Annotated in this window: 18 protein-coding genes and 1 pseudogene; 8 read left to right on the plus strand and 11 right to left on the minus strand. The window is 44.7% G+C overall.

Annotated elements, in window-relative coordinates; all coding sequences use genetic code 11:
* Window positions 1-43 precede the first annotated feature (43 nt).
* Complete coding sequence (gene nrfA, locus PK654_RS08205; protein WP_271695042.1) at window positions 44-1,465, plus strand: ammonia-forming nitrite reductase cytochrome c552 subunit; 1,422 nt, start codon at window positions 44-46, stop codon at window positions 1,463-1,465.
* Between the two features lie 422 nt (window positions 1,466-1,887).
* On the opposite strand, the gene PK654_RS08210 is transcribed toward nrfA, so the two are convergent.
* Window positions 1,888-2,532, minus strand: coding sequence for a hypothetical protein (locus PK654_RS08210; RefSeq protein WP_271695043.1), 645 nt, complete (start codon window positions 2,530-2,532; stop codon window positions 1,888-1,890).
* 97 nt (window positions 2,533-2,629) lie between these two features.
* A complete protein-coding gene (gene gyrA / locus PK654_RS08215; RefSeq protein WP_271695044.1) occupies window positions 2,630-5,248 on the minus strand; it encodes a DNA topoisomerase (ATP-hydrolyzing) subunit A in 2,619 nt (872 codons plus the stop codon).
* A 406-nt stretch (window positions 5,249-5,654) separates the two neighbouring features.
* On the opposite strand from gyrA, the gene ubiG reads away from it, so the two are divergent.
* From ubiG to PK654_RS08235, 4 genes are all read left to right on the plus strand, one after another.
* The gene (gene ubiG, locus PK654_RS08220; RefSeq protein WP_271695045.1) at window positions 5,655-6,353 is read left to right on the plus strand and encodes a bifunctional 2-polyprenyl-6-hydroxyphenol methylase/3-demethylubiquinol 3-O-methyltransferase UbiG; all 699 of its coding nucleotides are present in this window, start codon (window positions 5,655-5,657) and stop codon (window positions 6,351-6,353) included.
* A 401-nt stretch (window positions 6,354-6,754) separates the two neighbouring features.
* Window positions 6,755-9,040, plus strand: coding sequence for a class 1a ribonucleoside-diphosphate reductase subunit alpha (gene nrdA, locus PK654_RS08225; protein ID WP_271695047.1), 2,286 nt, complete (start codon window positions 6,755-6,757; stop codon window positions 9,038-9,040).
* Window positions 9,041-9,139: 99 nt separating this feature from the next.
* Window positions 9,140-10,273, plus strand: coding sequence for a class Ia ribonucleoside-diphosphate reductase subunit beta (gene nrdB, locus PK654_RS08230; RefSeq protein WP_271695048.1), 1,134 nt, complete (start codon window positions 9,140-9,142; stop codon window positions 10,271-10,273).
* A 56-nt stretch (window positions 10,274-10,329) separates the two neighbouring features.
* On the plus strand, window positions 10,330-10,608 hold the full coding sequence (locus PK654_RS08235; protein ID WP_271695049.1) for a 2Fe-2S iron-sulfur cluster-binding protein: 279 nt from the start codon (window positions 10,330-10,332) through the stop codon (window positions 10,606-10,608).
* Between the two features lie 98 nt (window positions 10,609-10,706).
* Here PK654_RS08235 and PK654_RS08240 read toward each other — a convergent pair whose 3' ends face one another.
* The gene (locus PK654_RS08240; RefSeq protein WP_271695050.1) at window positions 10,707-12,755 is read right to left on the minus strand and encodes a CHASE3 domain-containing protein; all 2,049 of its coding nucleotides are present in this window, start codon (window positions 12,753-12,755) and stop codon (window positions 10,707-10,709) included.
* 243 nt (window positions 12,756-12,998) lie between these two features.
* Entirely contained in the window at window positions 12,999-13,898 is a 900-nt protein-coding gene (locus tag PK654_RS08245) for an SDR family NAD(P)-dependent oxidoreductase (protein ID WP_271695051.1), read from the minus strand.
* Window positions 13,899-13,977: 79 nt separating this feature from the next.
* Here PK654_RS08245 and PK654_RS08250 point away from each other — a divergent pair, with 79 nt between their 5' ends.
* The gene (locus tag PK654_RS08250; RefSeq protein WP_271695053.1) at window positions 13,978-14,394 is read left to right on the plus strand and encodes a MerR family transcriptional regulator; all 417 of its coding nucleotides are present in this window, start codon (window positions 13,978-13,980) and stop codon (window positions 14,392-14,394) included.
* Window positions 14,395-14,397: 3 nt separating this feature from the next.
* On the opposite strand, the gene PK654_RS08255 is transcribed toward PK654_RS08250, so the two are convergent.
* A complete protein-coding gene (locus PK654_RS08255; protein WP_271695054.1) occupies window positions 14,398-14,736 on the minus strand; it encodes a MerR family DNA-binding protein in 339 nt (112 codons plus the stop codon).
* Between the two features lie 81 nt (window positions 14,737-14,817).
* On the opposite strand from PK654_RS08255, the gene PK654_RS08260 reads away from it, so the two are divergent.
* The gene (locus PK654_RS08260) at window positions 14,818-15,639 is read left to right on the plus strand and encodes an oxidoreductase (protein WP_271695055.1); all 822 of its coding nucleotides are present in this window, start codon (window positions 14,818-14,820) and stop codon (window positions 15,637-15,639) included.
* On the opposite strand, the gene PK654_RS08265 is transcribed toward PK654_RS08260, so the two are convergent.
* The 3 genes and pseudogenes from PK654_RS08265 to PK654_RS08275 form a co-directional block, all read right to left on the minus strand.
* Window positions 15,636-16,520, minus strand: a complete 885-nt coding sequence (locus PK654_RS08265; protein WP_271695056.1) for an NAD-dependent epimerase/dehydratase family protein — start codon at window positions 16,518-16,520, stop codon at window positions 15,636-15,638. The genes PK654_RS08260 and PK654_RS08265 overlap by 4 nt on opposite strands.
* Before the next feature lie 233 nt (window positions 16,521-16,753).
* Window positions 16,754-16,981, minus strand: a pseudogene (locus PK654_RS08270) (hypothetical protein); the annotation flags it as partial.
* A 234-nt stretch (window positions 16,982-17,215) separates the two neighbouring features.
* A complete protein-coding gene (locus PK654_RS08275; protein WP_271695057.1) occupies window positions 17,216-18,451 on the minus strand; it encodes a CinA family nicotinamide mononucleotide deamidase-related protein in 1,236 nt (411 codons plus the stop codon).
* 320 nt (window positions 18,452-18,771) lie between these two features.
* Between PK654_RS08275 and PK654_RS08280 the strand changes: the two genes are divergently transcribed.
* Window positions 18,772-19,284 (plus strand): glycine cleavage system protein R, encoded by a 513-nt coding sequence (locus PK654_RS08280; protein WP_271695058.1) that lies wholly within the window; start codon window positions 18,772-18,774, stop codon window positions 19,282-19,284.
* A gap of 359 nt (window positions 19,285-19,643) precedes the next feature.
* On the opposite strand, the gene PK654_RS08285 is transcribed toward PK654_RS08280, so the two are convergent.
* The 3 genes from PK654_RS08285 to PK654_RS08295 all read right to left on the minus strand — a co-directional run bounded on the left by PK654_RS08285 (window position 19,644) and on the right by PK654_RS08295 (window position 21,982).
* Window positions 19,644-20,939, minus strand: coding sequence for a rhodanese-like domain-containing protein (locus tag PK654_RS08285; protein WP_271695059.1), 1,296 nt, complete (start codon window positions 20,937-20,939; stop codon window positions 19,644-19,646).
* 89 nt (window positions 20,940-21,028) lie between these two features.
* Entirely contained in the window at window positions 21,029-21,355 is a 327-nt protein-coding gene (locus PK654_RS08290; protein ID WP_271695061.1) for a hypothetical protein, read from the minus strand.
* A gap of 30 nt (window positions 21,356-21,385) precedes the next feature.
* Entirely contained in the window at window positions 21,386-21,982 is a 597-nt protein-coding gene (locus tag PK654_RS08295; protein WP_271695062.1) for a cytochrome b/b6 domain-containing protein, read from the minus strand.
* Between the last annotated feature and the right edge of the window lie 8 nt (window positions 21,983-21,990).

Here is a 21,990-nt window from a genome sequence, read left to right on the forward strand (position 1 = left end):
ACGGAGTAAATAATGAAAAAACAACAAACATGGAGGCAACACCATGAATAAGCACTGGATATCAAGTTCCATAACAGCCATCGCTGCTAGCTTAATTTTTAGTGCAGCTAGTGTTGGTGCCGCTGAAGGTAAGATCGGTGACCCACGCAACGATAGTTTCGAGGCTTCACACGCTGATCAATACAAAACTTGGAAACAAACTTCTGAAAGCAGTGAAATCGAAGATGCATTAGCACATGATCCTAACATGGTTATTCTGTGGGCTGGTTATGGCTTTGCAAAAGACTATAACAAGGCACGTGGCCACTTCTATGCTATTGACGACCTACGTAACACATTACGTACTGGTGCGCCAAAAGATGAGAAAACTGGTCCTATGCCGGCGGCATGTTGGAGCTGTAAGGGCCCTGACGTTGCTCGCGTAATCGATGAGAAAGGCGAAGATGGCTACTTCACTGGTAAGTGGGCTCGTCTTGGTCACGAAGTCGTGAACCCAATCGGTTGTTCAGACTGTCACAACACGAAGAGCGAAGCATTCAAAAACGGTGAACCAGAGCTAATGGTTACTCGCCCATACGTTGAGCGTGCATTCGCTACAATCGGTATGCCTTTCGATGAGCAAGATGACTCCGAGAAGCAAGCAACTGTTTGTGCTCAGTGTCACGTAGAGTACTACTTCACTGGCCCTAACAAGTCTGTTAAGTTCCCTTGGGATCAAGGCACGACTGTTGGTGACATGGAAGCTTACTACGATGCTCTGAACTTCAAAGACTGGACTCACAAAGTATCTAAAGCACCTATGCTTAAAGCTCAGCACCCAGGTTTTGAAACCTGGAAGATGGGTATGCACGGTAAGAACGGTGTGACTTGTGCTGACTGTCACATGCCTAAAGTTGAAGACGCTGACGGTAATGTTTACACAGACCACAAAGTGGGTAACCCTCTAGATCGCTTTGATGACACATGTGCTCAGTGTCACGACCAAGAGAAAGAGTTCCTGGAAGAAGTAGTTTCAACTCGCAAAGCTCAGGTTCTTAACATGAAACTGACTGCAGAGAAGCAAATCGTTGCTGCTCACTTCGAAGCTGGTGCAGCTTGGAAAGCTGGTGCAACTGAAGCTGAAATGAAGCCTATCCTGATGGATATCCGTCATGCTCAGTGGCGTTGGGACTATGCAATTGCATCTCACGGTGTACATATGCACGCTCCTGAAGTTGCTCTTGAAATTCTTGGTACTGCGGTAGATAAAGCTGCAGACGCTCGTACTAAACTTGTACGTCTTCTAGCGAAGAAAGGCATCACAGAGCCAGTTCAAATCCCTGATATCTCTACTAAAGAAGCTGCACAGAAAGCTCTTGGTATGGACATGGATAAGATGAACGCTGAAAAACAAGAGTTCCTGAAAACTCTTGCTCCTGAGTGGGACAAGAAAGCAGAAGCTCGCGAAGCTAAGTACAGCTACTAATCGCTAGTTAATCTTACTGATAAAATGCCGGCAATTGCCGGCATTTTTTATAGAAAAAACTCCATAGCAACGAATACCTAATGCATCGTCCCCGTTCAGTTAACTTCTTGCGTCCTTCAGGTAAAGCACTATCCATATACCTCTATGTCCGGTAGCAACATCTACGAATGGTGAAGCTCTTTCAGGGTGACACTCCTCCCCTTCCCTTGCATCTCGTTTGTAACTTTACCTGCCGGCAAGTCTAATCATCCAAACAGACTCTTAAAATCTCGCTCTGCTAGCTCTAATTTTCCGTTAGTTGAGCGATGTTCAGAGCCCGGACTAGACACTCACAACGCTGTTTTGCTATTGCTTAGATGCAAAAATACCGGCAATAAAAGCCGGTATCTTGTGTGTACGATGTATTTAATAGTTTCGAACTGTTAGTTCATCATCTCTTTTGTCTTATTTATAGAATTAATAATGGTCACCCGGTCTATATTTGGCCGGTCTGAGTCTAAAATCGACTGCCAAACGGCGATAGCCTCTTTATAACGGAAACTTAAGAAGTGGTCATTAGCAATCAACATCAATGCGGTATCGTTTAGTGGATCTTTCTCCAGTGCGATATCAAGTAACTGCTGTATCTGATCGGTAATCCGTTGAGAGCTAATGTAATAATCCGCTGTGGCTTTGGCCGCAAAAACCGTAGAAGACGGCTCATCGGTCAAGCGAAGAACATAGCTAAAGCAGGTAGAAGCCGATTCAAATTCACCGTTAGCAAAATAGCCCTGACCAAGCTGGAACCACAAGTCTTCATTATTTCTGTCTTCGCGCAGCTGATCCTGAATCTCTTCAATTATCGCATCTATGGTCTTGCCTTCAGATTTATCAGCTTTAGTCGCAACCCTATCCGGATTTTGAGGATCCACTGCCCAGAAAGGTACTGTGAACCAAATCGCTAATGCGCAGAGAACCAGAGAACCGCTGATAACTATTGGCAGTTTAAGTTGTTTTTTACCGGATATTTTTATAAAAAGTAACGTAGCAGCGGCTATCGCCAGCAGGGAAAGCAGAGTTATATGCATAAGTAGAATCTATCGTTAAAACAGACAGATATTTTAACATTACAGGCATAAAAAAACCGGGCTTTTCGCCCGGTTTACTATGCTTATTTAACTGAATTTACTCTTCAGTTTCAGAAGGTGCATCCTGCTCAGGAGCTTCAGTTGCTGCTTCTGCTGACTCAGTTTCAGAGCCCTCTTCCAGTTCAACTTCTTCAACTTCGTCGATTCTCTGAAGGCCAACAACGTTTTCATCTTCAGCCGTTCGGATCAGAGTAACACCCTGTGTATTACGACCGACCTGACTCACTTCTGCAACCCTTGTACGAACAAGCGTACCGGCATCGGTGATCATCATAAATTCGTCGCCATCTTCAACCTGAACCGCACCGACAACTTCGCCGTTTCGTTCAGAAACCTTGATAGATACAACACCCTGAGTGGCACGACCCTTGGTCGGATACTCATCAAGAATAGTACGTTTACCGTAACCGTTCTGAGTTACTGTCAGTACGTCACCCTGGTTAGCAGGAACGATAAGTGAAACCACCTGATCGCCGTCTGCCAGTTTCATACCACGGACACCAGCGGCTGTACGACCCATTGCACGAACGTGATCTTCTTTAAAGCGTACAACTTTACCTGTCTTCGAGAACAGCATGATATCGCTGTCACCGTCGGTAATATCAACGCCAATCAGAGAGTCATCATCACGCAGGTTAACCGCAATCAGACCGTTTGAACGTACATTAGCAAACTGATCCAGAGAGGTCTTCTTAACCGTACCGTCACCCGTTGCCATAAAGATGTACTTATCATTCGAATACTCGGAAACAGGCAGAATCGCTGTAATTCTCTCGCCCTCTTCCAGCGGAAGAATATTGACGATTGGTTTACCACGAGCCGTTCTTGTTGCCTGAGGAAGCTGGAACACTTTCAGACGATAAGTCTTACCACGAGTAGAGAAGCAGAGGATATTGTCGTGAGTATTAGCAACTAACAGACGCTCGATATAATCCTCGTCCTTCATCTTAGTCGCACTCTTACCTTTACCACCACGGCGTTGTGCTTCGTATTCGCTTAGTAACTGGTACTTAACATAGCCTTCATGTGACAAGGTAACAACTACGTCTTCCTTAGCAATCAGCTCTTCCATATCGATATCATGGACAGCAGCCGTGATTTCTGTACGACGCTCATCGCCAAAACCATCTCTTACTGCAACCAGCTCTTCACGGATAACTTCCATCAGACGCTCAGTGCTGGCAAGGATATGCATCAGTTCTGCAATTTCGTCTAACAGCTCTTTATACTCGTCCAGAATCTTCTCGTGTTCCAGACCAGTCAGTTTCTGCAGACGAAGATCAAGAATAGCCTGTGCTTGTTGCTCAGTCAGATAATACTGTCCGTCACGGATACCAAACTGTACTTCAAGCCAGTCAGGGCGTGCTGCATCGGTACCTGCTCTCTCAAGCATGCCGGCTACATTACCCAGATCCCAACCACGTGAAACCAGACCTTCTTTAGCCTGAGCCGGAGTCGGAGCACTACGAATCAGTTCAATGATTTCATCGATATTGGCTAGTGCCAGCGCCAGACCTTCAAGGATATGAGCTCTGTCTCGTGCTTTACGCAGTTCGTAAATGGTACGGCGGGTAACCACTTCACGACGGTGATCAACAAAGCACTTCAACATCTCTTTCAGGTTGAATAGCTTAGGCTGGCCGTTATCAAGGGCAACCATGTTGATACCAAAAGTAGTCTGAAGCTGAGTCAGTGAATAAAGGTTATTCAGAACCACTTCACCTACCGCATCACGCTTACATTCGATTACGATGCGCATACCGTCTTTGTCAGACTCGTCACGCAGTGCGCTGATGCCCTCAACCTTCTTATCTTTAACCAGCTCAGCAATCTTCTCAATTAGACGGGCTTTGTTAACCTGATAAGGGATCTCAGTAACAACAATGGTCTCTTTACCGTTCTTATCAGCTTCAATATCAGCCTTAGAACGCATGTAAACTTTACCGCGACCTGTCTTATAAGCGTCGACAATGCCCTTACGGCCACTAATCAGTGCCGCTGTCGGGAAGTCAGGACCCGGAATGTAATCCATCAATTCATCGATAGTGATGGATTCATTGTCAATATAAGCAAGACAACCTTCGATAACTTCCGTCAGGTTGTGCGGAGGTATATTGGTTGCCATACCAACCGCAATACCTGAAGAACCGTTTACCAATAGATTAGGAATCTTAGTTGGTAATACAGCAGGAATCTGTTCTGTACCATCATAGTTTGGTACGTAATCTACAGTCTCTTTATCAAGATCTGCCAACAGTTCGTGGGCAATTTTCGCCATACGAACTTCGGTATAACGCATTGCCGCCGCGGAGTCACCGTCAATTGAGCCGAAGTTACCCTGACCATCAACTAACATGTAACGCAGTGAGAATGGCTGCGCCATACGAACAATCGTGTCGTATACCGCGCTATCACCGTGAGGGTGATATTTACCGATTACATCGCCTACTACACGGGCGGATTTTTTATATGCTTTGTTCCAATCATTGCCTAATACATTCATCGCGAACAAAACGCGGCGGTGTACTGGTTTTAGGCCATCACGCACATCAGGAAGAGCACGACCCACGATTACAGACATCGCGTAGTCGAGGTATGAACCTCTAAGCTCATCTTCTATGTTTACGGGCGTGATCTCTTTAGCTAGATCGCTCATAGAGCCATTATCCCTCTATAGTTTGATCGTATATTCGATACGTACAAGGAGAGAAAATATATCACATAATTAACGGATTCTGCATCCCTTTCACTCACCTTTTATAATGTTGTGACATTGGTTTAGATTCTAACGTACAAAAAAACGACTATCTGGATCTATGCGTTTGAATAGTGGTTGGTTTTTCATCAGTTGTTGACAATAAATTATCGCCTTCCCGTTAAGAAATTAAATAAATTAGTTTTATTCGCGACAAAATAGCACTATTTTAACTGCAAATATGCTTTTCAGAGTTCACCCGGCCTGCCGCAAACCGCTCTTTATTAAAAAGTTGAGGTTTATCCGGCGTTGATAGCCCGGACTGTTACCTCTGTTTGCCACAAATTACAATTACAGGCAGTTAGTTATGAATGTCGATTTAGATGAAATTAAAAAGTTTGAAGATATGGCCTCTCGCTGGTGGGATCTGGAAGGTGAGTTTAAGCCCCTTCATCAGATAAACCCACTCAGGCTTAATTACGTTTTAGACGCTTGCGATGGCCTATTCGGCAAACGCGTATTAGATGTTGGCTGCGGCGGCGGAATTCTGGCCGAAAGCATGGCAAAGGAAGGCGCGAAAGTGACCGGACTGGATATGGGCAAAGAGCCCCTCGAAGTTGCCCGCCTGCATGCATTAGAGACAGGCACAAAGCTTGAGTATATTCAAAGCACTATCGAGCAACACGCTCAGGAACATGCCGGTGAGTACGACGTTGTAACGTGTATGGAGATGCTTGAGCATGTACCGGACCCACTATCTGTTGTCCGTTCCTGTGAACAGTTAGTAAAACCGGGTGGTAAGGTGTTCTTCTCTACCCTTAACCGCAATATTAAGTCCTATCTGTTTGCTATTGTTGGTGCAGAGCAGTTACTAAAAATTGTTCCTAAAGGCACCCATCACCACGAAAAGTTTATTAAGCCTTCTGAGCTTTTGAAGATGATTGACCAAACCAGCCTGACAGAACTTGGTATCACAGGTTTGCACTACAACCCGGTTACAGACAACTACAAACTGGGCAGCAACGTAGATGTAAACTACATCATCCACACCCAGAAAACCGCTTAAGATTTCAGCTCAATAAATAGCCGGAAATTCACTTACGAATCTTATGGATCTTCACAGTGACTTTTCGGCTAAAATCAAGAAAAATATTTTTTATTTTCTGTTTCTGGAATAAGGAACGAAATCGCTAGTTTACCCCCTCTAATTGCCGCCTATTTTCCTCAGTAAGCAGCTACTAACCATTGTTACAATTTATACAACTTATCCACAGATCTTCACACAAGGCAAATATTGAAAAACCGTAAAGATCCGTCTATCTTGTAAGTCGCTCAGATCGAAACCCCTATATGTAGTGTTTATTTCATTTTCACTCAGTAGGTAAAGATCACAAAAGTCAGGTTATGTTTTAACAAAGATTACAAAAAACCGGGCTTTAGTCAGTCTTATTAGGGATATTTACAATAATGAACCAACAACTTACTGTTTCTAAGCGCAACGGGCGCAAAGAAAATATCGACCTTGACAAGATCCACAGGGTGATTACATGGGCCGCCGAAGGTCTGGAAAATGTGTCTGTTTCTCAGGTTGAAATCAAATCTCACATTCAGTTTTATGATGGCATCACAACGTCAGATATTCACGAAACCATCATCAAGTCGGCTGCCGACCTTATCTCTGAAGAGACTCCGGACTACCAATATCTGGCTGCCCGACTAGCAGTCTTTCATTTAAGGAAGAAAGCCTACGGTCAATACGAGCCACCTACACTTTATGACCACGTTTCTAAGCTCGTTGAATCCGGAAAGTACGACAAACACCTGCTGGAAGATTACAGCTATGATGAGTTTGTTCAACTGGACAGCTTTATTGACCATAAGCGTGATCTTGATTTCTCTTACGCTGCTGTTAAACAGCTGGAAGGTAAGTACTTTGTGCAAAACAGGGTAACTAAAGAGATCTATGAGAGCGCTCAGTTCCTTTATATTCTGGTTGCTGCCTGTCTGTTTGCCCGCTATCCGAAAGAGACACGACTTGACTATATCAAGCGCTTTTACGATGCAGTATCTACCTTTAAGATTTCACTGCCGACCCCGATTATGTCAGGTGTCCGCACGCCAACCCGTCAGTTCAGTTCGTGTGTACTGATCGAGTGCGATGACAGCCTTAACTCGATTAACGCAACGGCAAGTTCAATTGTCCGTTACGTTTCTCAACGTGCCGGTATTGGTATCAACGCTGGCCGTATTCGTGCCCTTGGTTCTGAAATCCGCGGTGGTGAAGCCTTCCATACCGGTTGTATTCCGTTTTATAAGTACTTCCAGACAGCCGTTAAATGCTGTTCTCAGGGCGGCGTGCGCGGCGGTGCGGCAACGGTGTTCTACCCAATGTGGCACGGTGAAGTACAATCTTTGATGGTACTGAAAAACAACCGTGGTGTTGAAGAGAACCGTGTCCGTCATATGGACTACGGTGTACAGATCAACAAGACCATGTACTCCCGCCTGATCAAGGGTGGTGATATCAGCCTGTTCTCTCCTTCTGATGTCCCGGGTCTTTACGACGCTTTCTTCCAGGATCAGGACGAATTCGAAAGGCTATATACTAAGTACGAAGCTGACAGCTCTATTAAACGCGAAACTGTTAAAGCAGTGGAGTTATTCTCGCTGTTAATGCAGGAACGCGCATCCACAGGCCGTATCTATATTCAGAATGTCGATCACTGTAATACTCACAGCCCGTTTGACCCAAGTGTTGCCCCTATTCGTCAGTCCAACCTTTGTCTTGAAATTGCACTGCCGACTAAACCACTTGAAAATGTGGAAGACGATCAAGGTGAAATTGCCCTATGTACTCTGTCTGCATTTAACCTTGGCGCTATTGACTCACTAGACGACTTTGAAGAGCTGTCTGAGCTGGTTGTCCGTGCACTGGATGCCCTGCTTGATTATCAGGACTATCCGTTACCGGCAGCCTATAAGTCAACAATGAACCGCCGTACTCTGGGTGTTGGTGTTATCAACTACGCTTACTATCTGGCAAAGAATGGTGTTAAGTACTCTGACGGCAGTGCCAACGGCCTGACTCATAAAACTTTTGAAGCCATTCAGTATTACCTGCTGAAAGCCTCGGTGGATCTGGCTAAAGAGCAAGGCGCATGCCCTTCTTTCAATGAGACCCGTTACGCTCAGGGCATTCTGCCAATCGACACTTATAAAAAAGATGTAGATTTGATTTGCGACGAGCCTCTGCATTATGACTGGGAAGCGTTAAGAGAAGAGATTAAAACTCACGGATTGAGAAACTCTACCCTGACTGCACTAATGCCTTCTGAGACTTCATCTCAGATCTCTAATGCAACTAACGGTATTGAGCCTCCACGTGGATTCGTTTCAGTTAAAGCGTCAAAAGACGGCATTCTGAAGCAGGTTGTTCCTGATTATCTGGCTCTGAAAGATCAATATGAACTGTTGTGGGAAATCCCTTCAAACGACGGTTATCTGCATCTGGTCGGTATTATGCAGAAGTTTGTTGATCAGGCGATTTCATCGAATACTAACTATGACCCGGCCGTATACGAAAGCGGCAAGGTACCAATGAAACAGTTGCTGAAAGATCTTCTTACTGCATATAAGTTCGGCGTGAAAACCCTTTACTATCACAACACCCGCGATGGTGCCAGTGACGAACAAAGCAATGGCGCAGCACAGGTACAGGAAGACGATTGTGCCGGTGGCGGTTGTAAGATTTAACGCTTATAACCTAACAACCCGACAGCCGGAAATAACCGGCAAAGATAACAGTTTAATCTCCCCTGCTGAGGCGGGGGAAATGCAAGGAAACAGCATCCTATGGCTTACAGTACATTTACCCAAAACAAAAACGACCAGCTTAAAGAGCCGATGTTTTTCGGCCAGCCGGTAAACGTTGCACGCTATGACCAACAGAAATTCGAGATCTTCGAAAAACTGATTGAGAAGCAGCTCTCTTTCTTCTGGCGTCCTGAAGAAGTGGACGTATCAAGTGACCGTATCGATTACAACAATCTGCCGGAGCATGAAAAGCATATCTTTATCAGTAACCTGAAGTATCAAACGCTGCTTGATTCTATTCAGGGCAGAAGCCCGAACGTTGCTTTGTTGCCGCTGGTTTCTCTACCGGAAGTTGAGACCTGGATTGAAACATGGTCATTCTCTGAGACCATTCACTCTCGCTCTTATACTCATATCATTCGCAATATTGTTAATGATCCGGCAGTGGTGTTTGACGACATCGTAGAGAACGAACATATTCTTAAGCGCGCCAAAGATATCGCCCACTACTACGATGAGCTTATCGCACTAACTGCTGATTATCACAGATACGGTGAAGGCAAACACGAGGTAAACGGCGAAACCGTTACTGTCGATCTAAACGTGTTAAAGAAGAAGCTTTACCTCTGCCTGATGTCTGTTAACGCGCTGGAAGCGATCCGTTTTTACGTCAGCTTTGCCTGTTCATTTGCCTTTGCAGAACGGGAGCTAATGGAAGGTAACGCAAAAATCATTAAACTGATTGCCCGCGATGAAGCACTTCACCTGACAGGCACCCAGTATATGCTTAACCTGTTACGTAACGGGCAGGACGACTTTAGCTTCCTGCAAATTGCCGAAGAGTGCAAGCAGGAGTGTTTTGACCTGTTCAAAGATGCCGCCGAACAGGAAAAAGAGTGGGCAGAGTATCTGTTTAAAGATGGCTCTATGATAGGCCTGAACAAAGATATCCTCTCTCAGTACGTTGAATATATTACTAATATTCGCATGCAGGCCGTTGGTCTTGATATTGCCTACCCTGAGGCGACTTCAAACCCGATCCCATGGATTAACGCATGGTTGTCATCGGATAACGTACAGGTTGCACCACAAGAAGCGGAAATCAGTTCTTATCTGGTCGGACAGATCGATAACGAAGTAACCGCAGACGATTTTGAGGATTTCGAACTTTAATTAGTACATCATTAAAAGCAGCTTTCAGAAAAGAAAGCTGCTTGCTAGGTTCTAACATGCATAAAATTAAAATAAACGGCTTATCCCCTATCCTTGCTATTCCAGGACAAACGGTACTAGAGGCAATGGAACTGGCAGGTATCCAGCCAGAGTATCACTGCCGTGACGGACATTGTGGTGCCTGTCGCTGCAAACTGGTGTCCGGTGACGTTGAGGAAACAGGTTTTAAAATGGCCTATACCGAACCGGGGGAAATACTGCCCTGTATCAGCAAGGCCAAAACGAGTTTAGTACTGGAAAAAGTGCGCTATCAGTTAAAAGCAAAAACGGCCTGATTGTTTGATGTTCTCACGCCAGAAATAAGCCCCAAGTCCGGGTTAACGGAACTTGGGGTTTAACTTAAACTCTTCCCTGACAGCAAACAATGTTCACATCAGGCAATTTTAAACTTCATAATCTCTACATTTAATCTGTCTGCAAGTTTGGCCAGATCATCCGTTGAGTCGGCAATTTTCTCCGCTCCGATACCTGTTTCAGCCGATTGCAATTTAATATCTTCGGCTCTGCGACTTATCTCTCCGGCGGTGGCACTCTGCTCTTCTGTTGCCGTGGCAATCTGAGTGGTCATATCGGTTACATTGTTCACCGATAACATAATGTCATTCAGCGCCTGTTTCATTTCATTGGTCTGATGAACGATACTCTGAGCCTGACTCTGACCACTCTGCATGCTTTCCACTGAAGCTTTAGCCCCCTCTTGCACTTTACTAATCATCTCTTCAATTTCCAGCGTTGATTCCTGAGTGTTCTGGGCGAGGTTTCGCACTTCATCTGCCACAACAGCGAAACCCCGTCCCTGTTCCCCTGCTCTGGCGGCTTCAATTGCTGCATTCAGTGCCAGCAGATTGGTTTGATCCGCCACCCCTTTTATTACATCCAGTATATTGGAGATATTGTCTGCACTGGCAGCCATGGTTTCGATAACATTGGCGGTATTATCCAGATTATCCAGTAGTTGATTCATCTCATTAGTCGCCTGTTCAACCTTACGGTTACCTTGATCCACCAGATTTCTTGCCTGATTAGCTGATTCAGCAGCGCCGGTAGTATTGGTTGCTATCTCAACGGCGGTTGCCTGCATCTGGTTAATAGCCACAGCTACCTGCTCTGTAGATTCCTGCTGAACCTGAACATTGCGGTTGGTCTGCACCGCTACTGCCGCCAACTCCTGCGCAGCCCCATTCTGGGCACTTGCGGTATCTGTGATATTTTCCAGCAATTGCCTCAATCTGTCGGTCATATCCCGCATGGCAAGGTAGATACCCGTTTCTTTGCCTGTGTTATCAAGGTGAAGGGAGAGATCGCCATCAGCCACCTTGCGGGAAATTTCTGCCAATTTAGCCGGCTCTCCCCCTACCTGAGAGCTGACCCCTCTGACTATGTAGAAGCTGACAATAACCACCAGAAGCGTACAGAAAGCCGCTCCGCTATAGGTAATAGTTTTCGTCAGGGCTGCAACACTATTAGCCTCATTACTTCTCTCAGCGATTAATATCTGTTCTTCAGCAATAAAATCACCAATGACTGCCCTGAGCTCATCCATATTGCTCTTACCGACACCTGAATCCATCACGGCAATAACATCATGCATGGTTGCAGAGACCTGATTCATTGCCCGCCTCGCTTCAATTTCAGGCAGAGCGGCCTGCGTCCTCCAGTCATCAGCTAATGCCAGAGCTTGTTGCAGATGGCTAATCATCTCGCTGGACTGTCCATAATTGAAAATAAGATGCTGCCTCAGGCCATCTACATGCTCAACCAAATCCTTTTGTCCCTGAATAAAAGGCTCCAGCGATGCTTCTACTCCGCTTAACAAAAAGCCTCTTTGCCCGGTTTCCTGATTAATCATATCCAGCAAGATAGATTTCAGAAGATAGCGTCCCTGAAGATCACTGTTGCTGATAAGTTCTTGCTCAATAATGGCCACTTCTTTTCTGAAAGCGTCAAACTTCTCTTTGCCTACAATTCTTGCAGAAATTTCTTCGAAGTGTCGCGCAGCCTGCTCGCCTTTTAGCACTTCTCTGCGGATATCTATCTGGGGCTCTGCAGCCACCTTAAGCCAGCTGTTTTTTTTCTGCTCAATAAAATTCAGCCTTTCTACTTGTTTCGGGTTATCGCTGACGGTTTGCTTTAGATCCTGAATAGTGCCCATAAAGGTCTCTTTGCCCTGACTGTATGGCTGCAGAAACTCATCTTCGCCGGTTACAAGGTAGCCCCTCATCCCCGTCTCCATATTGACCATATTAAAAAGTACTTTATTACCCTCAGCCATCACCTTATGGGTATGATCTACCCAGCCGTTTGCCTTTAACAGCGAGTTAATACTGTTATCTATCACTAACGTCAGAGAAAGTATGGTTATTACAGGTATAGAGAAGCCTGCAATCAGTTTTGCCTTTAGTGAAATCCCTTTGCCAACCATTTTGTACCCCACATATATTGATATGCTTGTCTTGTAAACAATATATGCAACATATACAGACTGTTATATTTATAATTCTATCTATATTGCATTTAGCCTTAATTTATTCATGGTTAACAATATGTTAACCATGAATAATAAGGATAGTTGCTGGTTAAAATACCACCAAGTTTTTACTTATGCTTCGCGGGAACGCAAATAGATTCAATATCGGGTTATGCCATAGAAGCCCCGGACAAGGGCTTAAATTAGGTAACGAACGCCTGTTTTCTTAACCGAATATGCCCATAGTGCATCGGCCATTTCATCATTGTATGAAGCACTGGTTATTTTCTGACAAACTGGCTTACCGCGAATACCAAACTTTGGCCCTATCAGTTCACCACCTGTCAGGACAGGATCGCAACATGACCGAAGCAGTGGCTGAACACCACAAGATAGTGGTGAGGCAAGTAATTTAGACAAAGGTCCACCAATACCTTCACTCTGCTGACGTTCACTGGCCGTGAGTCCGGGATGGGCACTCAGGGCGATTGCGTCGATTTTATGATGCAAAAATAGTTTGTTTAACGATCTACTGAATAAAAGGTTAGCCAGTTTGCTGTCACCATAGGATTTCACCCTGTGGTAAGGCCTTTTCGTCCAGTCGATATCATCAAAACGTATTTCACCAAACTTATAACCACCACTAGTTACCGTCACAACACGTGCTAAAGGCGTATTGGCGATAAGGTCAACTAGCTGCCCTGTTAACGAAAAATGGCCCAGATGGTTGGTAGCTAAGTGCATCTCATCACCAGTATCCGTATGGCGGAGTTCACTCAGATTGACCACACCAGCGTTGTTAAGCAATATATCCAGACGGCTGAATAGTTTGCGATACTGATCAGCAAATATGGCAATGGATTTCTGACAAGTCAGATCTAACGGAAGACAACGGACATCTGCCCCTTCCACCTGCGCCTTAATTCTCTCAACCGAATGATTCCCTTTCTGCTCATCCCTGCACGCAATAACGACACTACAACCTGCTTTAGCCAGTGCCAGTGCGCTCTCGTAACCAAGGCCTCTGTTTCCTCCGGTAACGATAGCGGCTCTGTTTTTCATTTCAGGCAAGTTACCTGTGGTCCAAATTCTGCTCATTTTATTTCTCCTGCAGATGATCAATTGTCAGCAGGAGTGTAAACTGTGTGGTATACCACACAGTCAAGAAGAAGATTTTATGCTTATCGGCGAGGTCTGCAATAAAGCAGGCGTAACCAGAGAGCTCATACGCCACTATGAGCAGCTAGGATTAATCAGTTCAAATCCGCTACAGGCCGGCAGCCGCAGCTACCGTCATTTTGATCAGGATGTGCTATTTCGTTTATCTCTGATTCAGAAAGGCAAGTCGATAGGATTATCTCTGAAGCAGATTAAGCCTCTGCTGGACGCTTTTTTAAATCATCAGATGTCCGAAGACGATGCACAACAAGTGCTACACCAACAGCTTATTGAGATGGAGAGAGTTATCCGTCAGGCGGAAGAAGTAAAACAGCTAATTCAACAGCATATAGACAAGATCTCAGCGCCTTCCGAGCTTAGGTGTGACTCACTGAATCAACGACTTAGAAAGACTCCTTCAGATATCGCTATTTAGCTTTCACTTCAGTTTAGCTTTTAGCGCAGAACGCATTTTTTGCAGAGATTCTATTTTCAAGTCTATCTCTTCAATTTTTTGCTCGACCAATTGGCGATGCTGTTTCTCATCCATATCATCTGAAACAAACAGGTCCAGCCATGGCTGCATTTCCGAAAGCTTAAAACCCTGTGCCTTGCCTTGCTGTATCAGCTCGATCCGGTAAAGAGTATCCTTGCCATAATCACTATAGGTTCTGCTGCCGGCTGGTCTGTCTGTAGAATATATCAGCCCCAGCTCTTCATAATGCCTTACTGCGTCTTTTCCCAGACCTGTCTTTTTACAAATTTCGCCAATCAACATAGAAACCTCTTGACTGTAGGGTTAAGGCTACAGTTTAGGATAGTCCTGAGTCCGCTTCAATATCACTATCAGAGGTAACAGATGAAAAAAACTGTCTTAATCACCGGAGCATCATCGGGAATAGGTAAAGCCACAGCCAAAACACTACACCAACAGGGTTATCAGGTTATAGCCGCAGCCAGACGAGTTGACCGGATAGAAGAGCTTAAACAATTGGGCATTGCTGTTCATCCTCTTGATGTCACGGATGAGCAATCTGTCAGCAGTTGTATTGATTGGATAGAGGATCAGTACAAAGGAGTTGATATATTGATAAATGCTGCAGGTTACGGTCATTTTGGAGCAGTAGAGGATACTCCTATTGAAACTGGCATCGCTCAGTATGAGGTGAATGTATTCGGCCTGATGCGCGTAACCAAAGCCGTAATACCTTCAATGAGAGACAAAGGCCACGGAAAGATCATCAATATCTCGTCTATTGGCGGAAAGATTACCTCTCCTTTCGGTGGGTGGTATCAGTCGACAAAATTTGCTGTTGAAGGAATGAGTGATGTACTGCGTATGGAGCTTAAGCCTTTTGGTATCGATGTGATCGTGGTTGAGCCGGGAGCAATACTGACAGAGTGGCAGGATATCGCCAGCAATGCCCTATCTGACCTTTCCGGTTCCGGTCCCTATAAGGAGTATGTTCCATATGCCATTAAAGCGATGGAAAACAGCTATAAAACCGCCAGCCAGCCGGAAGAAATAGCAACGGGAATAGCAAAGGCTATACAAGCAGATAAACCCAAAACCCGCTACGCCATCGGCCATCGCGCCGGCACCTTCTTGTTTGCCCGCTGGCTACTGTCAGACAGAACCTTCGACAATATGGTAATGAAAGAGTTTATGGGTGTGCGTTAGGTTTTATTGCTCTCTGGCGCAAGCACTTCTGCTATCCCCATATCCAGAAAATCCATTACCTGTTGAAAGCCATATTGTGGCTGCCAGCTAAGCGCTTGCTGCGCCATTGAAGAGACATAGACACGATCCAGTTTCTCCGGCAAATCCCAGCTTCTGTGGGTAAACGCTTCGGCTAACTCAGGGGCTCGCTTTGTGATCACATCGGCTGCATTAAGATAAAGCTGCTCACAATCCTCAGGCAAGAAAGGTGAATCGGCAGAGATAATATAACGATTAAAACCGCCAGGTCGTTTATTCAGGGCACAAGCGTGGGCAGACGCGACATCTCTTGCATCTATACCGCGGTTGAGCCTGTAAATAGCCATCATATCGGCGGGCTCAGGAAAACAACGCGACATCTGCAGCACAGTAACAGGCAAGTTATATTGCCCGGAGATCTGTTCTAATCGTTTTTCTGCTTCGATTTTGCTGGTGTGATAAATGGTCTTAGGCGCCGGAACTGTCTCTTCAGTCACCCAGCCGGTTATTCCTTCTGGTGTCGAGGCTCTGCCGTAAAGGGCGGTAGTACTAGTAAAAATAAACTGTTTAACGCCAGTTTCAACAGCGTACTGCGCCAGCATCTCTGTCGCATCCACGTTTATCTGCTGAAACTCTTTATCACTTCTGATACCGATATGAGGAGCATGCAAGGCTGCGGTATGAATAATCACATCGTAATTTCCCGGCAGGTTAGCGATAAAATTCTTATCCCTTATATCACCGATAAAGTCTGCCGTTGAACAAGGGGTTACATCGATACCTGTCACCGAATGGTCGCGCATCAGATGCACATAGATGTGCCGCCCGACCCTGCCTGCTGTACCTGTGATAAGAACCTTCATAGCATCACCTTAATCCACATTAGTCATAATCCCCATTCGCATAGCCGGCGAAACTAGCAGATTTACCGGCTAATTTCTATTTACAGCCCAAAAACAGAAACAAAAAAGCCCTGCTTATGCTGCAGGGCCGGAGTGATTAATTATTAATTTTACTGAACCATGACTAAATCTGAATTATCCGTTAATGTTAGCTGATTGACCACCTGACAGGTATCCGTCGTCAGGGGATTTTCCAACACCTTTTCGGCATTAATTTGAGAAACAGATTTGTCTCCGATATGGCGGCCATCATCATCAAAAAGTGATAAACGGTAGCCCTGATTATTCGGTGATCCTATATCAAAAGGAAGATCAACCCATAAAGAAATAACATCCATTGTTCTTGAGCTACAGGTCTCACCAAGCAGAATCCGTTCTCCTGAAACCTTGTACCATACTTCTATCTTAGACTGACAAAGCATTTTCAAACCTCCTACCTTCCCTGGACTTATTCGCGTTTTTTGCAACGAACAATATTCAGTTTAAAAGCTTTTATATGAATAGCCAGATCAAAGATCAAATTTCATAAACCTGTCAAACAATTTACATATTTTTCAAAAACATAAAGCTTAGATTAATACGTTATAAGCTAATCATTTGATCTCTGGACGATCGTAATATATAGAGATTTTAATAGCTTAAACGCAGACTGCCTGTCAAAGCAGCGTAACTGGTACGAAAAGCTCTTTAATTCGTTCAACTGAACTGTATTCTCCAAACACAGGTTTGTTTTCCAGATGCCTGCGAAGCATATCCAGCGCCACTGTCGCCATCAGATTTCGACGATCTTTATGCTGATATTTTCTGCGTAAACGGATCAACTGCCCCCACTCGCCACTTGCAGTAGAAAGGGCGATTGCAACCCTGTCTTCTTCCAGTTTACCTACGGATAAACCTATCCGGCTGGCGGTTTTTTCCCTTATTGCCGCCGCCAGTGCTAATGACGCAGCTAACGGGTCTTGATCCGCCATATCGATATTTTGTGCGTTGTTTAAAATCCACCCCTGAACCAATGATGCCGCGCACCCTTCATTGCTATGAAACTCGCTACTCAATACACCGCCTGTGGCAACTTCGGAAACGGATACCGAGTTGCCGGACTCACTCAGCAGGCCGGCCAGATTGTCTATTAGCTCTTCGTCGACACCAACAATATTGTCTCCGAGGTGGCTATAAATAATCTGCATCAATTTCAGACGAACATCTGATTCCGCTTCCGGTCCAAACAATTTAACCTCAATAAAAGGCAGATAAGAGCGGTAACCGAGTTCAAAGCCGTCTGGTAACTGAATGTTGTCCAGCACATCAGATAGACCCGATTCCGTCAGACCAAAAGTATACATACGACTTACCGCGGAACGGATAGGTTGAGGATAGCGCTTGTTTAAATCAGGCAGTATCTGAGCTTCCACCATCTGTTTAAATTCTGACGGCACGCCGGGAGTAAAATAGAAAACCGCATTATTAATCTGCATTGAAAAACCACAGGCGGTTCCGATAGGGTTATCAAGTATAACTGAACCTTCCGGCAACATTGCCTGCTTTATATTGCTGGCAGGCATGCTTCTGCCTGAACGGCTGAACATTTGCTGCATCACCTCAACCCATTGCTCGGAAAGCTGCAACTCCTGCTCTGCTGCCTCAGCGGCAGCTTCGGCGGTAATATCATCAGAGGTCGGGCCTAAGCCACCGTTTACAATAACTACCTGATAATTGAGGCTTAGGCCTACCAGTTCATTGACTAAACTACGCTTCTCGTCTCCCACTGTAGAGCGTTTAGTGAGTGAAAAACCCTGTTGATAAAACTGGCGGGATAACCATGCCGCATTAGTATCCAGAATATCACCATGCAGCACCTCTTCGCCGGTACTTAGCATTGCAATTTTTAACATTTAAGCCTCTTTATATTTTTGGCAGTGGTTTAAAACTACTTTAAAAACAGCAATTTTGTCGAGCTTTAATAGCAAACTTATTCAGCTAGTCTCTGTTCTGGGAAACCTAAATCCTTCAAATCAATGGTTACTATTTATAAAGCTGTCATTATTTGCAGACAAGATAGGTAATCTTTGACCTATGCCCGATTTTCACTCGCAAAAATTGACGGCAATCAAACATTCCCGCTGATATCCGCCTACACTGATATTAAATAGTCTCTATTTCATGGACTTAGCTTTTCGTTGTACGTTTTGCCTAAAACCAGGAGGGTGGTTATATGAACAGGACCTTTATCGCTAATTTTGTCGGTAAGGCTACGCCTGCCACAATTAAGAATTTCGCGGCTGTTACCCATGAAAATGGTGGAAAATGGTTGATCAGCAAAGTTAATTTTATAGATGATCAGGTTGCAGCAGTCATTAAAATAGACCTTCCTGAAAAGAACATTGATATCGTCAAGCAGGTTATATCTGAAACACCCGATTTGCTGGTGCAGTTTGTAGACAGCGATAATCAGCTACACGATAAAGAGCAGATATTTCAAATCCGCCTTGACGCCAATGACCGTGCCGGCATAGTCAATGATATTACCCATGTTCTGGATGATCAGGGTATTAATATTCTGGATATGGACTGTCAGCGGGTCTTTATTGCTGACGGCGGAGGGGTAAGCTCAAGTATATTTACTGCTGATATGGCTATCCGCCTTCCCGTCGCCGTTGATATTAAAGACGTGACTAAAGAGCTGGAATCTTTAAGTGAAGATACCCGGGTAGTTCTGGAGGATTAGTCCTTAGATCTAAATATAAACTGCTCTTCTTATACGGCTCAGGTTTTAACAGACCTGAGCCGTTTTTATTCCCTTCTGGCTAATTTCATTATTGGTAAACATTTAACTAATCAACAACAGAATATGAAAGCAGTGTCTTTTATAGGATAAAGGCCGACACAAAAATGCCGGCCTTGGTGATCATCAGTAGCGTAACTCTAAATTGCTGTTGGTAATTGTGCTTCAGTTCTTATCCTCAGCCAGCCTTATCAAGATGGCTATAGAGATAAATAACCCCTCCGCACCAAGGATGACGTGGAGGGGTTTATGTGTGATAGTGTTCAGTATTTGTCAAGGTGACTCATACTTAGTAACTGTAATTAGAGTAATTTAAGGTTATTCTCCTTAGCGACCGCATTAAAGGTGTCATTCAGGAATTTCACATTGGTAAAGCCTTTCTTAGTCAGCAGAGTGTAACCCAGTGATGCTCTCGCTCCGGCTGCACAGTGTAGAACAACAGGCTGATCTTTAGGGATTTCTGCAAGATGCTTATCTAATTGATTCAATGGAATATTGACAGAGTTTTTCAGTTTACCCTGTGCAACTTCGTCCGGATTTCTTACATCAATAATGGTACCACCACCGTTGAGGGCAATCTTAACAAACTCTTCTATCTCAACAGCTCCCTTCACAGGCTTTTTAACATAAGTGAGCTGAGTGGAAATATCGCCTTTACCCACTGGTAGTTTAGCTGCGATCCACTCGTCCATGCCACCGTCCAGAATAGCTACGTTAGCAAATTTCCAGAAACTCAGGATTTCATAAGCTTCAATCGCTTCATCTGCATCAGCGCTGTCAGCAATAATGGCGATCGGTGCTTTTTTATCTCTCAGGCCGAAAATAGTCCGTTTACCGGTAGCCAGTTTCTCTTTGTTCCATTTTTCATGAAGCTGAACCAGTTTTTCCACAGGCATATGAACCGCGCCCTTGATATGGGCAACCGGGTTTTCCCTGACATCCAGAATCACATGATTCACGTCCAGGTTTTCTTTCAGCCACTCTTTATTAACATGGGAAGGATACACTTCTGCTTTCCATGCAGGGAAACCTTCAACATACGCCTTAACATTGGTATAGCCGTTAGCCATTGCGATTTTCAGTGCGTTAGGGCTTAACGGACAGGTGACACCACCACAGTAAAACACCAACAAGGTATCTTTATCTTTCGGCAGCCAGTTAAGGTTCTTCTCCAGCTTGTCTGAAGGGGTCGCCTTTGAAGTCGGAATATGGCCGATGTCATATTTACCCTTAGGTCTGGCGTCACCGATAAAGACGGTTTTACCCTCGTCAAGCATTTCAGACAGTGTGTCTGTATCTATTACATGATCATCAGGAAGCTTCACCAATACTCGTTTGATTTTTGTAGCGATTTTATCTTCGTTCAGCGTCGCCTTAAACTTGGTGTTAACCGTCAGGTCTTTAAATGAATCAGCCGCTTCCAGTTTCGTTTCGTCAGTATATTTAATCACCTGAACCGCTTTTGTTTTAGGGTTCAGATACTGAATAACCTTAGATGAATGAATAATTGATTGTATTTTTCCCGTTACTTCTTCGGCTGCCAGAGAGAAAGGCATCACTACCAGTAAAGAAGCCAGTACCGCAGATTTCCTGAACATAGTATCCTCCAGAGTCTCTGTTTCGCCCTGAAACAGAGACGATTAATAATCGTTAACCCGCCATCTGCTTGTGTAGATGACGACACGGCTTAGTCACAAGCCGCCAGCTCACCGCTGTCTGCTGCGTATTTCATCGCGAAGTCTTTGATATCAGGTGCAATCTCCTGAAACTTATCGCTGTTTAAAAACTCAGTCGCATCAGGATGCTTTTTGCTATAGGTTTTAATGAACTTCTTGGCATCTTTTTTGAAGTAGCGTTTCCACTCAACTTTAAGATGTTGTTGGGCAAAGTCCTGTCCGTTATAGCCGAATACAGGTCTCAGATACTCTAAGTAAGCCTCCTGACCTTTAGCGGGATCAGCCAGTGTGCCGAACGAAATCAATGCCGATATCAAGCCGATTAATACTCTTTTCATCTTGTTATCCTCGTTTACTCTTAAATCAAATTATTCTTCTGTTGCTTCTTTCCCGGTAACCATGGCTCTCAGGTGGCTGGTCAGCTTTTCTCCCAGCGTGATTAGATAGAGATGGATAATCAGGAAGGCAATAATGCTGTATGCACATAAGGTGTGCAGAATGGCCACCACACTAATGTCTTCAATAATTCCTGCTGCACGTAATTCAGGGAAAAAGAAGAACAACAGGCCGGTAATGATTTGCAACGGAACCAGTCCGAACAACAAACCCAGGTAAGCCAGCCTCTGTAATGGATTAAACTTCTGCTCTGCAGACATATGATGAGGGTGCTTGGCACCGGTAAATACCCCATGCAGGTAATAGCGGATTACCCCGTCAATGCCTTTAGTTTCGGGAACAAACTGCTTCCATTCGCCGGTGGTAAAGATCCAGGTAAAGATAAGAACCACCAATGCCCCCCAGATAAATCCGGCCCAATGGTGAATATTGGAACTCTCTCCAAAGCCAAACAGGCTAATCAGTCCGTGTAGCTCCAGCCCTGTCACAATCAGAGCCAGCACTAAAACTGCCTGAGCCCAGTGCCAGAAGCGTTCAAATCGTTTGAAAATGATCATTGTGTTACTCATTTGCTGCT

Source organism: Vibrio sp. SCSIO 43137 (genome assembly GCF_028201475.1).
Lineage (GTDB): Bacteria > Pseudomonadota > Gammaproteobacteria > Enterobacterales > Vibrionaceae > Vibrio.

Coding starts and splice junctions, on each gene's coding strand:
- nrdB (WP_271695048.1), top strand. CDS start 9,140: ATGGCTTACAGTACATTTACCCAAAACAAAAACGACCAGCTTAAAGAG.
- nrfA (WP_271695042.1), top strand. CDS start 44: ATGAATAAGCACTGGATATCAAGTTCCATAACAGCCATCGCTGCTAGC.
- PK654_RS08245 (WP_271695051.1), bottom strand. CDS start 13,898: ATGAGCAGAATTTGGACCACAGGTAACTTGCCTGAAATGAAAAACAGA.
- PK654_RS08280 (WP_271695058.1), top strand. CDS start 18,772: ATGAACAGGACCTTTATCGCTAATTTTGTCGGTAAGGCTACGCCTGCC.
- PK654_RS08260 (WP_271695055.1), top strand. CDS start 14,818: ATGAAAAAAACTGTCTTAATCACCGGAGCATCATCGGGAATAGGTAAA.
- PK654_RS08285 (WP_271695059.1), bottom strand. CDS start 20,939: ATGTTCAGGAAATCTGCGGTACTGGCTTCTTTACTGGTAGTGATGCCT.
- PK654_RS08290 (WP_271695061.1), bottom strand. CDS start 21,355: ATGAAAAGAGTATTAATCGGCTTGATATCGGCATTGATTTCGTTCGGC.
- PK654_RS08235 (WP_271695049.1), top strand. CDS start 10,330: ATGCATAAAATTAAAATAAACGGCTTATCCCCTATCCTTGCTATTCCA.
- PK654_RS08250 (WP_271695053.1), top strand. CDS start 13,978: ATGCTTATCGGCGAGGTCTGCAATAAAGCAGGCGTAACCAGAGAGCTC.
- PK654_RS08210 (WP_271695043.1), bottom strand. CDS start 2,532: ATGCATATAACTCTGCTTTCCCTGCTGGCGATAGCCGCTGCTACGTTA.
- PK654_RS08240 (WP_271695050.1), bottom strand. CDS start 12,755: ATGGTTGGCAAAGGGATTTCACTAAAGGCAAAACTGATTGCAGGCTTC.
- nrdA (WP_271695047.1), top strand. CDS start 6,755: ATGAACCAACAACTTACTGTTTCTAAGCGCAACGGGCGCAAAGAAAAT.
- PK654_RS08295 (WP_271695062.1), bottom strand. CDS start 21,982: ATGAGTAACACAATGATCATTTTCAAACGATTTGAACGCTTCTGGCAC.
- PK654_RS08255 (WP_271695054.1), bottom strand. CDS start 14,736: ATGTTGATTGGCGAAATTTGTAAAAAGACAGGTCTGGGAAAAGACGCA.
- PK654_RS08265 (WP_271695056.1), bottom strand. CDS start 16,520: ATGAAGGTTCTTATCACAGGTACAGCAGGCAGGGTCGGGCGGCACATC.
- gyrA (WP_271695044.1), bottom strand. CDS start 5,248: ATGAGCGATCTAGCTAAAGAGATCACGCCCGTAAACATAGAAGATGAG.
- ubiG (WP_271695045.1), top strand. CDS start 5,655: ATGAATGTCGATTTAGATGAAATTAAAAAGTTTGAAGATATGGCCTCT.
- PK654_RS08275 (WP_271695057.1), bottom strand. CDS start 18,451: ATGTTAAAAATTGCAATGCTAAGTACCGGCGAAGAGGTGCTGCATGGT.